The sequence below is a fragment of the Alteromonas sp. a30 genome (assembly GCF_026788005.1).
GTDB lineage: Bacteria > Pseudomonadota > Gammaproteobacteria > Enterobacterales > Alteromonadaceae > Paraneptunicella.
This window is the reverse complement of sequence record NZ_JABEPE010000002.1, coordinates 331,621-344,498: the sequence shown is the minus strand read 5'-3', so window position 1 is coordinate 344,498 and position 12,878 is coordinate 331,621. Positions and strand designations below refer to the sequence as shown.

Annotated in this window: 14 protein-coding genes; all 14 read left to right on the top strand. The window is 42.6% G+C overall.

Features of this window, described 5'->3' with window-relative positions; all coding sequences use genetic code 11:
• The first annotated feature begins 20 nt into the window (after window positions 1-20).
• The 14 genes from pseB (at window position 21) to HJG39_RS03640 (ending at window position 12,876) form a co-directional block, all read left to right on the top strand.
• On the top strand, window positions 21-1,019 hold the full coding sequence (gene pseB / locus HJG39_RS03705) for a UDP-N-acetylglucosamine 4,6-dehydratase (inverting) (RefSeq protein ID WP_268406924.1): 999 nt from the start codon (window positions 21-23) through the stop codon (window positions 1,017-1,019).
• 24 nt (window positions 1,020-1,043) lie between these two features.
• Window positions 1,044-2,192 carry a UDP-4-amino-4,6-dideoxy-N-acetyl-beta-L-altrosamine transaminase gene (pseC, locus tag HJG39_RS03700; RefSeq protein WP_268406922.1) on the top strand — a complete coding sequence of 383 codons (1,149 nt, stop codon included), beginning with the start codon at window positions 1,044-1,046 and terminating at the stop codon, window positions 2,190-2,192.
• Window positions 2,189-2,902, top strand: coding sequence for a pseudaminic acid cytidylyltransferase (gene pseF, locus HJG39_RS03695; protein WP_268406921.1), 714 nt, complete (start codon window positions 2,189-2,191; stop codon window positions 2,900-2,902). The genes pseC and pseF overlap by 4 nt, the downstream gene beginning before the upstream one ends.
• Window positions 2,899-3,897 (top strand): glycosyltransferase family 9 protein, encoded by a 999-nt coding sequence (locus HJG39_RS03690; protein WP_268406919.1) that lies wholly within the window; start codon window positions 2,899-2,901, stop codon window positions 3,895-3,897. The genes pseF and HJG39_RS03690 overlap by 4 nt, the downstream gene beginning before the upstream one ends.
• A gap of 9 nt (window positions 3,898-3,906) precedes the next feature.
• On the top strand, window positions 3,907-4,983 hold the full coding sequence (gene pseI, locus HJG39_RS03685) for a pseudaminic acid synthase (protein ID WP_268406917.1): 1,077 nt from the start codon (window positions 3,907-3,909) through the stop codon (window positions 4,981-4,983).
• A complete protein-coding gene (gene pseG / locus HJG39_RS03680) occupies window positions 4,980-6,017 on the top strand; it encodes a UDP-2,4-diacetamido-2,4,6-trideoxy-beta-L-altropyranose hydrolase (RefSeq protein ID WP_268406916.1) in 1,038 nt (345 codons plus the stop codon). The genes pseI and pseG overlap by 4 nt, the downstream gene beginning before the upstream one ends.
• Window positions 6,018-6,020: 3 nt before the next feature.
• The gene (locus HJG39_RS03675; protein WP_268406912.1) at window positions 6,021-6,569 is read left to right on the top strand and encodes a GNAT family N-acetyltransferase; all 549 of its coding nucleotides are present in this window, start codon (window positions 6,021-6,023) and stop codon (window positions 6,567-6,569) included.
• 1 nt (window position 6,570) lies between these two features.
• A complete protein-coding gene (locus tag HJG39_RS03670) occupies window positions 6,571-6,816 on the top strand; it encodes an acyl carrier protein (protein ID WP_268406909.1) in 246 nt (81 codons plus the stop codon).
• Window positions 6,813-7,547 carry an SDR family NAD(P)-dependent oxidoreductase gene (locus tag HJG39_RS03665; protein WP_268406906.1) on the top strand — a complete coding sequence of 245 codons (735 nt, stop codon included), beginning with the start codon at window positions 6,813-6,815 and terminating at the stop codon, window positions 7,545-7,547. Before HJG39_RS03670 ends, HJG39_RS03665 begins: the two co-directional genes overlap by 4 nt.
• A gap of 10 nt (window positions 7,548-7,557) precedes the next feature.
• Window positions 7,558-8,955 (top strand): AMP-binding protein, encoded by a 1,398-nt coding sequence (locus HJG39_RS03660; protein WP_268406905.1) that lies wholly within the window; start codon window positions 7,558-7,560, stop codon window positions 8,953-8,955.
• An 18-nt stretch (window positions 8,956-8,973) separates the two neighbouring features.
• Entirely contained in the window at window positions 8,974-10,098 is a 1,125-nt protein-coding gene (locus HJG39_RS03655; protein WP_268406903.1) for a LuxE/PaaK family acyltransferase, read from the top strand.
• Complete coding sequence (locus HJG39_RS03650) at window positions 10,082-11,347, top strand: acyl-CoA reductase (protein WP_268406901.1); 1,266 nt, start codon at window positions 10,082-10,084, stop codon at window positions 11,345-11,347. The genes HJG39_RS03655 and HJG39_RS03650 overlap by 17 nt, the downstream gene beginning before the upstream one ends.
• A gap of 99 nt (window positions 11,348-11,446) precedes the next feature.
• The gene (locus HJG39_RS03645) at window positions 11,447-12,346 is read left to right on the top strand and encodes a LicD family protein (protein ID WP_268406900.1); all 900 of its coding nucleotides are present in this window, start codon (window positions 11,447-11,449) and stop codon (window positions 12,344-12,346) included.
• 38 nt (window positions 12,347-12,384) lie between these two features.
• Window positions 12,385-12,876, top strand: coding sequence for an adenylyltransferase/cytidyltransferase family protein (locus HJG39_RS03640; RefSeq protein WP_268406898.1), 492 nt, complete (start codon window positions 12,385-12,387; stop codon window positions 12,874-12,876).
• Window positions 12,877-12,878 lie beyond the last annotated feature (2 nt).

Below are 12,878 nucleotides of genomic sequence, written 5' to 3'. Positions count from 1 at the left end.
ACCGCAGTTGGTAACGAATAATGTTTGATAATAAATCGATTCTAATTACAGGTGGCACAGGCTCATTTGGGCACGCTTTCGTTGCCCGCTTACTAAAAACCTACAAACCTAAAAAGCTCATCATTTATTCCCGCGATGAATTAAAACAATACGAAATGCAGCAAAAATTCGACCAACCTTGCATGCGCTATTTCATTGGTGATGTGAGAGACGGGCAGCGTTTAAAAGCGGCGATGCGAGATGTCGACTTTGTTATTCATGCTGCTGCGCTAAAACAGGTTCCTGCTGCGGAATATAACCCGAACGAGTGTATTAAAACCAATATTATGGGGGCGCAAAATGTAATAGATGCCGCCATCGAAAACAACGTTCGTAAAGTGATTGCACTTTCCACTGATAAGGCTGCAAACCCCGTTAATTTGTATGGTGCGACCAAACTTGCATCAGATAAACTTTTCGTCGCTGCGAATAATATTTCTGGGGCGAAGGGGGCTCGCTTTGCCGTCGTAAGATATGGCAATGTCGTTGGTTCTCGAGGTTCAGTTGTTCCGTACTTTCGTTCGCTCATCGCCGAAGGTAAAAAAGTGCTACCTGTGACTCACGAAGAAATGACGCGCTTTTGGATTACCCTGTCTCAAGGCGTTGAATTTGTTGTTAAAAACTTCACTCGAATGCAAGGCGGTGAAATTTTCGTTCCCAAAATACCTTCCGTACGCATCATTGACTTGGTAGAAGCGATGTCAGGTTCAAGAGACTTTGACATTATAGGTATTCGTCCAGGAGAGAAGCTTCATGAAGTAATGGTGCCTGAAGAAGTTGCTCATCATTCACTTGAGTTTGATGATCATTATGTCATCACTCCCCCTATCACCTTTTTTGATAAAAACATTGATTATTCAACTAATCATAATGGTGAAAAAGGTAAACCTGTTGAAGAGAAATTTGAGTACCACTCTGGTACAAATCCGCATTTTTTAAGTATTTCTGAGCTAAGGGAACTTGATCGCGAGAATCCTTAATTTTAGCTGCACTCGGATAATATTATGATTCCCTATGGAAAACACCATATAGATGCCGCAGATATAAACGCTGTGGTTGACGTATTGGAAAATCAATTTTTGACACAAGGCCAAATGGTACCTCAATTTGAGCAGGCCCTTTGTGACTATCTCAACATTACACATTGCGTCGCGGTTAACAGCGGAACTTCTGCTTTGCACATTGCTTGCTTAGCGGCAGGGGTTGGGCCCGGCGACGTCGTTTGGACATCACCAAATTCTTTCGCGGCTTCAGCAAATTGTGCCCGTTATTGTGGGGCGGACGCTGATTTTGTTGATATTGATCCAGCAACTCGAAATATCAGTGTTGAAGGATTAGCGACTAAATTAAAACAAGCAGAAGCTGCCGGAAAGTTACCTAAAGCGATTGTAGTCGTGCATTTCTCAGGAATGTCTTGTGACATGCAATCTATTCAAGCACTAACAAAACCTTACGGCATTATTCTGATTGAGGATACGGCACATGCTCTCGGCGGTACCTATCAGGGACGAAAAATTGGCAGTTGTCATTTTTCTGATATGAGCATTTTGAGTTTTCATCCTGTCAAAGCGATTACAACAGCAGAAGGTGGAGCAGTAACAACAGCGGACCCTGAACTAGCAAAACGATTAGTGTTATTTGCTAAGCATGGTATTACCCGTACGGATATACAATCCCCGGAAGCGCATCAGGGCGAGGGATGGTATTACGAGCAGCAATTGCTGGGCTTTAACTACAGAATGAGTGATCTTCATGCTGCATTAGGCATTACTCAGCTCAAAAAGTTGGATCAGTTCATTGTTCAACGTCAACAACAGGCGCAGCGATACAGTGAGTTATTAAAGTGCCTACCAGTGATTTTGCCAAGTGTTTCTGAGCAATCACAAAGTGCATGGCACATTTATGTGATTGAGCTTAAGCAGCATTGCCGAAAAACGGTATTTAATGCTTTAGTCGATAAGGGCATTGGTGTGAATGTGCACTACATACCTATTCACACGCACCCCTATTACCGCTCTTTAGGCTTTAATTGGGGCGATTTTCCTCACGCAGAGCAATACTACAAAATGGCATTAACTTTGCCTCTATATCCGTCATTAACGGAAGAAGAACAAATATTTGTAGTGAATAGCTTGAAAGAGGTCTTAAATTGAATGTAGCAATTATTCCTGCTCGTGGTGGTAGCAAACGTATCCCCGGAAAGAACATCCGTTTTTTTTGTGATAAGCCGCTAATTGCCTATTCTATTGAGGTGGCGCGGGAGAGTGGGGTGTTCGAAAAAATTATTGTTTCTACTGATAGCGAAGATGTTGCTGAGGTGGCTCATCGCTATGGGGCGGACGTTCCATTTTTGCGTCCTGAGTCTCTATCCAACGACATAGTGGGTACACGACCAGTGACCAATCATGCGATTGAATACTGTCAGAAGCACTTCTTTGAACCTGAATACGTTTGTTGTATTTATGCGACGGCTCCTTTTCTACAAGCAGAATACCTGAAAAATGGGCTAGATCAGTTAAAGGCAAACCCACTCAAAAAGTTTGCATTTTCTGTGACGAGCTTTCCATTCCCGGTGCAGCGTGCAATTAAATTGAAAGACGGTGGGGTAGAGGCAATGTACCCAAAGGATATTTGGAAACGTTCTCAAGATTTAGAAGAAGCGTACCATGATGCAGGGCAGTTTTATTGGGGGACGACAGCAGGCTATCTTTCCGACGAAGCGATTTTTTCAAAAGCTAGCATACCAGTTGTGTTACCTCGTCACTTGGTACAAGATATTGATACTCAAGAAGACTGGACTAGAGCAGAATTAATGTATAAAGCCTATTTAGGTGGTGAGCAGCAAAAGGAGTCTGCATCATGAGCGACGCGCTCCCGAAGCAAAAAATTCTATTAATTCGTATGTTAGGCCTTGGGGATGTTACCTGTGTGGGTATTCCTGCCATTCGTTATTTTAAAAATAAATTCCCTGATGCTGAATTGCACTTTTTGACGTATGCAGCGGCAGAAGAAGTGCTGACCTTAGCTGAACCTGAGGTTACTGTGAAAGCCATGAAGAAAGGTGAATGGCCGGATGACTTCTTGCCTGCTTTAGAAGCATTTTTGGGCTTAGCTGAAGATATTATCGGTGAGGCTTACACGCAAATCGTTAATTTAGATACGTGGTTTATGCCATGTTTCCTCGCGCGATTTTTGAAGGATGCGGGAGAATCCGTTAGTGGTAATTACATCGCTAAGTCACTGCAAGAATTGCTAAACGAATTTCAAGCGCAAACACTTCGCCCAGAATTTGTTAATGATCCGTCTGAGTACATTGAAAGCTCTTTTATGGCAATGCCTCGATGGCATAGTCCTTGGTGGGAGTTTGGTACGCTGCCTGATTATGGTTATCCTGAATTCTTCTTACGTTCATGTTGTGGATTCTCTGACATAGAAATGGACATGAATATTGACGTTGCTAGTAACGAAAGGTTTGAAAAACTACGTAAGCGTAAAAAAATCGTCGCATTGGCAACGCAAGCAAGAACCGATGAACGAAGTTATCCCTATGGTGATAAACTCGAAAGCTTATTAAAACAAGCCGGGTTTGAGGTCTGGACAGGGTTTGATGGCAGTGTTTCAATGCGTAAAACCTTATCGAACTTAAAAGCAAGCGACTTGTTAGTGACCGTTCCATCTGCGCCGCAGTGGTTAGCGACAACGGTGGGTTGCCCTAGTTTAGTGATTAGTGGTGTAATTGACCCACGTACATTAATGCCTGACTATGCAACTGATCCGAGTGAAACCCCAGTTCCAGCGGAAGAACTCGTTGAAAGTATTAAATCCATTTTTTCTGAGCAAGACGCCGCCAATGCATAGAGTCGTCACATGAAAACACAATCCGAAATACTGAAACCCATTCAAATAGGGGATTACGTCGTTGGGACGCAATCCCCTTTTATCATTGCAGAGCTTAGTGGTAATCATGGGCAGGACATCAGTGTTGCCAAACGTATGATTGATGAAGCCGCAAAGGCTGGCGCTCATGCGATTAAACTGCAAACTTATACACCGGATAGTATGACATTGGACGTGGATAATGAGCACTTCGTTATCAACGAAAAAGATAGCCTCTGGTATGGAGAGTCGTTGCATAAATTGTATGCGCGTGCGGCAACACCTTATGAATGGCATGAACCCCTTTTTCAACATGCGAATTCATTGGGAATGGAGGCGTTCAGTTCTCCTTTTGATGAAGATGCAGTCGACTTCCTAGATGCGCTTGGTGTACCTTGCTTCAAGATAGCTTCATTTGAGCTTACCGATCTCCCGTTAATCCGCAAGGCTGCAAGCAAAGGGAAACCGCTGATTATGTCTACGGGCATGGCAACATTAAGTGAAATAGAAGAGGCGGTCTCAACAGCAAAACAAGCCGGGTGCGATGAAATTATTTTATTAAAGTGTACAAGCACTTATCCAGCATCACCTGAAAATACTAATTTACTCACTATCCCTCATATGAGAGAGGCATTTGGTTGCCATGTTGGTTTATCGGACCATACTGCTGGGATTGGTGTTTCTGTTGCTAGCGTTGTGCTGGGTGCGCCAGTTATTGAAAAACACTTTGTGTTGGATAGAAGCGCGGGTGGTGTGGATGCGGAGTTTTCGATAGAGCCGAATGAGCTTAATGCGCTGGTTTTAGAGTCAGCGCGGGCTTATCAGGCTTTAGGTAACGTTGTTTACGGTGGTTCCAAAGCTGAAGAAAAAGCAAAGTATTATCGTCGCTCAATTTTCATTTCTGAAAATATTAGTGCTGGGGATAAAATCACCAAAGATAATATTAAAATTGTTAGGCCCGCTTTAGGGCTTTCGCCAAAACACTTGGATGATGTGTTAGGGCAAACGGTATCAAAAGATTTAACTAAGGGCACTCCCTTAAGTTGGGATGTGATTTCTCGCTCATGAATGTGTGGTTTCGGGTTGATGCTTCATCGCAAATAGGCGTTGGGCATCTTATGCGTTGTTTGGCCTTGGCTCAATTACTCGATGAGATAGGCGCGGAGATCGTTTTCTTTGTCAATGATGAGACTCGGGCCATTTGCTTATCCCGTCACGACTGGATTGGCAAACTTAAGCTCATTCCTACAGAGGTGACTGAAGTCGATGAGAGCAACTGGCTAGCTGAACAAGAAGGCTTCGACAGCATTCGTGCGTTAATTCTGGATGGGTATCAATTTTCAACCGAATATCGCGCAGCGCTACGAAAGGCGCTACATAAGGTCAAGTCACGACTGGTTCTTTTCGATGACACCAACAACTCCGGGCCACTTCATGCGGATGTCATTATTAATTCAGCAGATAATGCAAATTTGCTCAACTACATGCAAACAGCACCAGATGCTCAATTGTGCTTAGGGGCAAGCTATCGTGTTTTGAGAAGAGAGTTTTCAATATTGCCGCAGCACCCATTTTCCATGCGGAATAGCCTTAGCATTATGATGGGTGGCAGCGATGTTAATAATCTTACTATTCCTATTCTAGAGTCACTCGTAGAGTCTGAATTCGACGGTTCTGTGCGCGTATTGACAGGGGCCGCATACCCCCACAAAGAAGAGTTAGAAAGCGTTATTAAGCACGCCAATTTACCAATTCAACATTTGCACAATTGTCAGCAAGTTGCCGAGGTTTTTTGTTCATCTCGATTAGCCGTTTCCGCTGCGGGTTCATCACAATTTGAATTGTTGGCATGTGCGACCCCCTCTATCTTGCTTACGGTGGCAGATAATCAGGTTTTGGCAACTCGATCTGCGGTGGAACAAGGTTGGTGTCAAAGCATCGATTTACAAGAGAAAATGGGATTAGATGCCTTGCTAGTGCTGGTTTCTGATCTTTGGCAGGATGAACAAAAGTTAATAGAGATGTCGTCTAAGGCAAAGTCATTAACACAGTTCAATACTCTTAATGAAGCCGCTTTACTGACTGCCGTGCTTGGAGAATAGTGAGTGGTACTGGAAGGTTATCAGGTTAGATTAGAGCCTGTAAAAGCATCAGATCTCCCCATGCTACGTCAATGGCGTAACGACCCTAAAATTAGTCAGCATATGTTGTCTAACGCATTGATTACGGAAGAACAACAGTTACGTTGGTTCGAAAGCATTGTTAATGATAATTCTCAGCAACATTTTGTTATTTACTATAAAGGGGCTCCGATTGGATCTGCGAATATTAAATCCGCTGATGGTGTGTGTTTAAGAGACAGCAACTGCATCGAGCCGGGCTTGTATATATATGAAGATAAATATCGGGCAAATTTGTTGGCCTTTGCTCCCACATTATTGTTAAATGACTTTAGCTTTTACGACATCGGTGTCGAAAAATTGAAAGCCGTTGTATTAGCGGAGAATTTGGCTGCTTTGAATTACAACAAAAAGTTAGGATACGAAGTCGTCAGTGAAGGACCATTAATCGAAATAGAGTTGGAACCGCTACGTTATGAAGTAGCAAGCAAGCCATTAAAACGCTTGCTATCAAGGGTTTCTGGAGGAAAATAAAGTGGCGTCTGAGAATCAAAGTAAACTGATTGCAGCCTTTGCGACCGCATTAAATATAGAGCCTTCCTTAGTAAAGGATGAACTTGCCTACAATACCATTCCTGAGTGGGATTCTACCGCTCATATGTCCCTTGTGGCAGAAATAGAAGATGCGTTCGATATTATGTTGGACACAGATGACATCATCGATATGAGTTCCGTGCAAAAGGCAAAGGAAATAGTGGTTAAATACGGAGTTGAATTGTGATTTTACAAGGGAAAACCATTCTAGTAACGGGAGCTTATACAGGTATAGGCTTAGCAACTGCAAAGTATTGCTTAGCAGAAGGGGCGCGAGTTTTTGCCAATGTCAAAGAAGAGCATATGGTTGGGCCCACCTATGATGCACTCTCCGGTGAAGCTGAGATATTGCAGTATGATGTAGCTGATGCACAATCTGTTAGAGCCGCGTTTGCAAAAATTGAGGCTCAAACCCATTCAACGCTTGATGGATTAGTAAATAATGCGGGTATTTTTCGAGAAGAGTCTTTTTTGGAAACATCCCTTGAGCAGTTTTCTGAATTGTTAGATGTGAATGTGAAAGCCACATTTTTCCATTCTCAACTAGCGACTAAGTTAATGCTTCCAAAGAAATCTGGCAGTATTGTGAATATGTGTTCTTATGTTGGAACTCATGGCGCAGCGTTTTTTGCAGCTTATGCCTCAACCAAAGGTTGCCTTGCTTCCATGACTAAATCTATAGCAAAAGAAGTTGGTGCCGATAACATACGAGTTAATGGTGTAGCACCGGGCTTTATTGCCAGTAATATGACAGCGCATTATCAAGATGAAATTCACGATATGCTTATGACCAACGTCGCTATGGCGAGACCTGGGCAGCCTTTAGAGGTTGCTAGTGCGGTTGGTTTTCTGCTTTCTGAGCAAGCATCTTATATTAGCGGGCAAATCCTAGAGGTAGACGGTGCTGCGTTTTTCTAGAGGTTAGAATTTGGCGGCTTTTTACCAAGATTTATCAAGATGGGGTGAGGCAGTTGCGGTAAGCTACGCCACTTCATCTGGTACATTTACGCATATTACATATCAACAACTACAAGCAGCTTGCGACCAATTTATCGAGCAATTAAATGCGTCTGGTCGAAGCTTAATAGGCATTGTTTGTCATAATAACTTGCCCACCTTAGTTGCATATATCGCGTGTTTACAAGCAAAACATCCTGCGTTATTAATTGATGCATCCTACTCTGAGTCACAGCTTGACTCTCTTCAAGCCCACTTCGCATTTCACTACCTTGTCGATTCAGGCACTGTCACGCCAATACATCAACAGAGATACGTGTTTGATAAGCGTTTGGCTTTGTTGTTATCTACATCAGGCTCCACAGGGTCGCCTAAACATGTCGCGTTGAGCTATCAAAATATAGAGGCTAATACCCAGAGCATTTGTGCTTATTTACCCATTCAGCAGGAAGATGTCACCCTTACAACGCTCCCCTTCAACTATTCTTACGGACTCTCTGTTATCAATACGCACCTTGCAAAGGGCGCTCATGTTGTTATGAATCAGCACTCCGTGGTAAGTAAGGCATTTTGGCAAATTTTAGAAACGCAAAAGGTTAGCTCCATTGCTGGCGTGCCGTATACCTATGAAATGTTGTTACGACTCGGACTTACAAGAAAAGAACTACCATTCTTAAAGTATTTTACTCAGGCCGGTGGAAAGTTAGATGAGAAAAGAGTGCGAATGCTGTCTGAGTATGCGCAGAACAACAGTAAATCCTTTTTTGTGATGTATGGTCAAACAGAGGCCAGTGCAAGAATGGCCTACATGGAACCCAAAAAATTGCCGTATAAACCCCAAAGTATTGGGAAAGCCATTCCTAACGGGCAGTTTTCACTCAATACTGAACAAGGAGAGATTATTACTCACCCAAATACGGTTGGTGAACTGGTATATCAGGGGCCAAATGTTATGTTGGGCTATGCTCAAAATACCTCTGAACTTGCCTATTTTGATGAGTTGAGCAAACTGAGAACCGGCGACTTAGCTTATTTTGATGATGAAGGGGATTACTTTATAGCTGGTAGGCTCAAGCGTTTCGTAAAAATATTTGGAAAACGCATTGCTCTTGATGAGGTTGAACAATTATTGAGTACCAAAGGAGTAGAGACCTATGCCGTTGGCGACGATAATACGTTGCGTATTGGGGTGTTGTTGGAAAAAGATGCAGATGAGAATGAGCGTTTGTCGAATGTGTTGAAATGGCTTACTTCAGAACTTAGTATTCATCATTCAACGATAAAAGTTATGGCGCTTGATCATCTTCCAAGGACCGCAAACGGAAAACCTGACTACGAAGCATTAAAACATGATCTTCTAAAATCTTAAGGCAGGCTAACAAATACGATGCTTTCCAATTCGAACGATAATTTAAGTGACAACATAGAAAGCTATGAAACGGCGTTCAATGGCTTGTTAAATGAAGATGGTTTTAGCTTATTACAGGCAGAAAAAACGGAACGCTTAAAGCCATTACTTCAGCAATTACATCAGCATCATCTGTCTCATTGTTTACAATATCAGAATATCTTTTCTTCATATGACATTGGGCCATTTTCTCTAAGTGGCGAGCTGCAACATTATCCCTATTTAGCAGTTCGCCTATTTAAATACTTGTCATTATCAAGCGTGTCTGATGAGGTCGTGTTTAAAACTTTATATTCATCGGGAACCACATCTCAGACGCCAGCCAAAGTCATTTTGGATAGGGATACGGCGGTCAGGCAGTCCAAAGTATTGGTGAAAATTCTACAAGGATTTATTGGCAAGTCTCGCTTGCCAATGCTGATAATTGACAGCCCTGATGTGGTCAATGGTCGAGAAACATACAGTGCTCGAGGTGCCGGCATTCAAGGGTTGTCATTATTTGGTCGCGATCATACCTATGCGCTTGATAACCAAATGCAGCTTAATATGCCTGTGATTGAAGCGTTTTGTGAAAAGTACCGAAACAAGCCAGTGTTGCTATTTGGTTTTACTTTTATGGTGTGGAAATACTTTATTCAAGCGCTTAAAAGTAAAAACCTTTCATTCGATTTACCAGATGGGATACTTATTCACAGCGGTGGTTGGAAAAAGCTAGAAGCCGAAAAAGTTAGCAATCATAGTTTCAAGCAAACAGTAGCGGAAACACTAAACTTGAGTCGAGTACATAACTTTTATGGCATGGCAGAGCAAGTGGGTTCTATTTTTGTTGAGTGTGAAGCGGGACATCTACATACACCTGTTTTTGCCGATTTATTAATACGTGATCCTTTTACCCTTGAGCCATTGACGTTGCATCAGAAAGGGTTGATTCAGGTGATCTCTACTTTACCCACTAGTTATCCTGGGCACAGCATTCTTACAGAGGACTTAGGCGTTGTACTCGGCGTTGATGACTGCGCTTGTGGGCGTAAAGGTAAGTACTTCTCTGTTGAGGGGCGACTACCTAAAACAGAAATGCGAGGTTGCAGTGACACAGCCCAATAAAATTGATGCACCTGACTTTCAAGTTCAAATACTGGTGCCAACATCGTTATCGAATGAAGGCGAACCCGCTTCCTGTGATAGTCGAGGGCTAGGGTGTGTGCTTGAGCGTATGCAACTTCTTCCTTTAGAGCCGTTTAATGCCCCAACACTCACCTTTCTTCATGAGTTCTCGAAGGCGTTATTATTGGAGAAGGAACCTGAACTGAAAGCGCTGGGTTTTTGGTTGAGAAAGAGCCAAGTTGTTAAATGGCAAAAGGAATATGAAAGTTCACTGGAAAAGGATGCGGAAAATCATATTTTTCGTTTCCCTTTAGGCCGTATTTTACATTTTACCCCAGCCAACGTAGATACCATGTTTGTTTATAGCTGGGTTTGTGCGTTGGTACTTGGCAATATTAATGTTTTAAGATTGTCTCGTCAGACGTCTTTTGTTAAACAGCGTCTACTGAGTATGATTAATACTCTATTTCAAAAACCGCAATTCAACGCGTTGTCTGAACGCAATATCTTCATCACTTATGAACACCAAGCCCACATTACATCGGCGCTATCAAGCCTATCCGATGCTCGTATATTATGGGGAGGGGATGAAGCGGTTAATCAAATTAGAAGCGTCCCCGCAAAGCCTAAAACACGTGATATTGGCTTTTCTGACCGCTATTCAGTTGCGGTAATCAACGGTGAAAAGCTTACGTCTAATCATGAGCTTGCGGAGGTGGCAGAAAAGCTGTGGCGAGATATTCAACCCTACCAACAGCAAGCGTGCTCTTCTCCTAAAGTGCTGTTTTGGTTAGGTGATGACAGCCAAAAAAATGCTTTGGCTCAGGCATTGAATCAATTGGCAGAAATGTATCAAGCGCCTGAGCTGACCCGGAAAAATGAGCACCTTGTCACTACTCAGTTAATTCAGTCGCAAAGTAAAGAAATAAATATTCTTTTATCTGAGCACTTATGCATACTTGAGCTGCCAACGTTTAGTCCAGAGAAACTAAATTGGCATGCAGGTAATGGCTTACTTTATGTTGTTGACGTGGCTTCCTTAGACGACGCGATTGAAAGTGTTGATGAACGTTGCCAAACCTTAATCTATTGGGGAATCGACAGGCAGCTTTGGGTTAAGTTGATGCAACAATCGCCGATAATAAGTTTAGATAGAATCGTCCCATTAGGTCAGGCACTTGATTTTAATGTGATCTGGGATGGGTTTGATTTGATGGAGCAACTTCAAAGAAAAATAACTATTCTTTAATCTTGCTAAACAGTGTAAGTGAGAATTGATAAGCTTTAAATGGCAGTCCCTTGGTGATTTCTGCGGCAATATTCACTCAACTTCCAAAAGGATAACGGCATGGCGAACACCCTAGAAAAACCCAAAGTGATCATCTTTGGTGCAAGTCAGTCAGGCTTAAGTGCATTAGACAAGCTGGCCCAAGATTATAGTGTGCTTGCGTTTGCAGATAACGCGATGGAAAAGGTAGGGGCATCGTTGAAAGGCATTCCGGTTATCTCGCCACTGGCACTATCTAACTATGATTTCGATAAAATCCTCATTGCGAGCGAGTTTTTTGAACAGATTCAAAAACAACTCACATCTGAATTGAATATTTCTCCTAATAAATTAGAAGTGCTTTCAACTTCCTACATTAAGCCTCTGATGTTAGGTGGCGATGGTGACATGCTTGCTTTGGCTGAATTTATTTTATTTTTGGTATGCGATGCACTTAAAAAAGCCAATGTACAATTTCATGTGGACGCAGGAACCTTACTTGGTATTTATCGTGATGGTGGCTTGATTCCTTGGGATGACGATCTTGATATTGCCGTCCCAAGTGAACAAGCTCTAGAGGCCGAACAAGCGCTAATATCAGTATTGCCTATCCTAGCGCAACACACTGGTAAAGCGTGGGATGTTCAGGTTCACAAAGCCAGTCGTGACTTTGGTGCCGTACCCAAAGGGGCGATTAGGGGAATTAAACTAAAATGTGTGGAAGATGGTGTTACTTTACCTATGTTGGATATTTTCCTGAAATATATCCAAGGTGACAATATGGATTATGCGTTGTCTTCTAGAGGTTTAAGTATGCCCAGCTACCACCTAAAAACGCTTGATTACGTAGAGTTTAAGGGGCAGTCAATCCCTATTCCTTCTGATGTGGAAGGGTATTTACAGCGCCACTATGGTGACTGGAAAACACCTGTGAAAGATTGGCACTTAGGTATGCTGAAAAATGCCACTGTATTTGAATAATTCTGTTCAAAATGAAGTAATTAGGTAAACTAGCGCCCATGAATACCTCTGCATCGACATCTGCTTCAAAACTTAAAACCGTTATTACCTACGGCACCTTCGATTTGTTCCATATTGGTCATTTGAAAATGCTGCAACGCTTGCGTAGTTTGGGCGATAAACTCATCGTTGGGGTATCAACAGATGAGTTTAATGCTGATAAGGGTAAGCAAAGTGTTTATGCCTATCAAGAGCGTGCTGAAATTGTGCAGGCCCTATCCTGTGTAGATCTCGTAATCCCTGAGAATAGCTGGGTACAAAAACAGCACGATATTCAGCATCATGAAGTCTCAATTTTTGGGATTGGCGAAGATTGGCGCGGCGAGTTTGATCATTTAGCGCCTTTGTGTGAAGTTGTTTACTTACCCCGAACACCAAGCATTTCCACCACGGAAGTGAAAAAAGCCTTATCTAGCCTAGATGCCGATAAAATCCAGCAAATAAAAGCTGGTTTGGATGGTGTTCTTAGCATTGTGAAAGCGATTGAGTGATA

Excerpts from the sequence above, each read along its gene's own strand:
- pseB (WP_268406924.1), top strand. The coding sequence starts at position 21 with ATGTTTGATAATAAATCGATTCTAATTACAGGTGGCACAGGCTCATTT.
- pseC (WP_268406922.1), top strand. The coding sequence starts at position 1,044 with ATGATTCCCTATGGAAAACACCATATAGATGCCGCAGATATAAACGCT.
- HJG39_RS03690 (WP_268406919.1), top strand. The coding sequence starts at position 2,899 with ATGAGCGACGCGCTCCCGAAGCAAAAAATTCTATTAATTCGTATGTTA.
- pseI (WP_268406917.1), top strand. The coding sequence starts at position 3,907 with ATGAAAACACAATCCGAAATACTGAAACCCATTCAAATAGGGGATTAC.
- pseG (WP_268406916.1), top strand. The coding sequence starts at position 4,980 with ATGAATGTGTGGTTTCGGGTTGATGCTTCATCGCAAATAGGCGTTGGG.
- HJG39_RS03655 (WP_268406903.1), top strand. The coding sequence starts at position 8,974 with ATGCTTTCCAATTCGAACGATAATTTAAGTGACAACATAGAAAGCTAT.
- HJG39_RS03645 (WP_268406900.1), top strand. The coding sequence starts at position 11,447 with ATGGCGAACACCCTAGAAAAACCCAAAGTGATCATCTTTGGTGCAAGT.
- HJG39_RS03640 (WP_268406898.1), top strand. The coding sequence starts at position 12,385 with ATGAATACCTCTGCATCGACATCTGCTTCAAAACTTAAAACCGTTATT.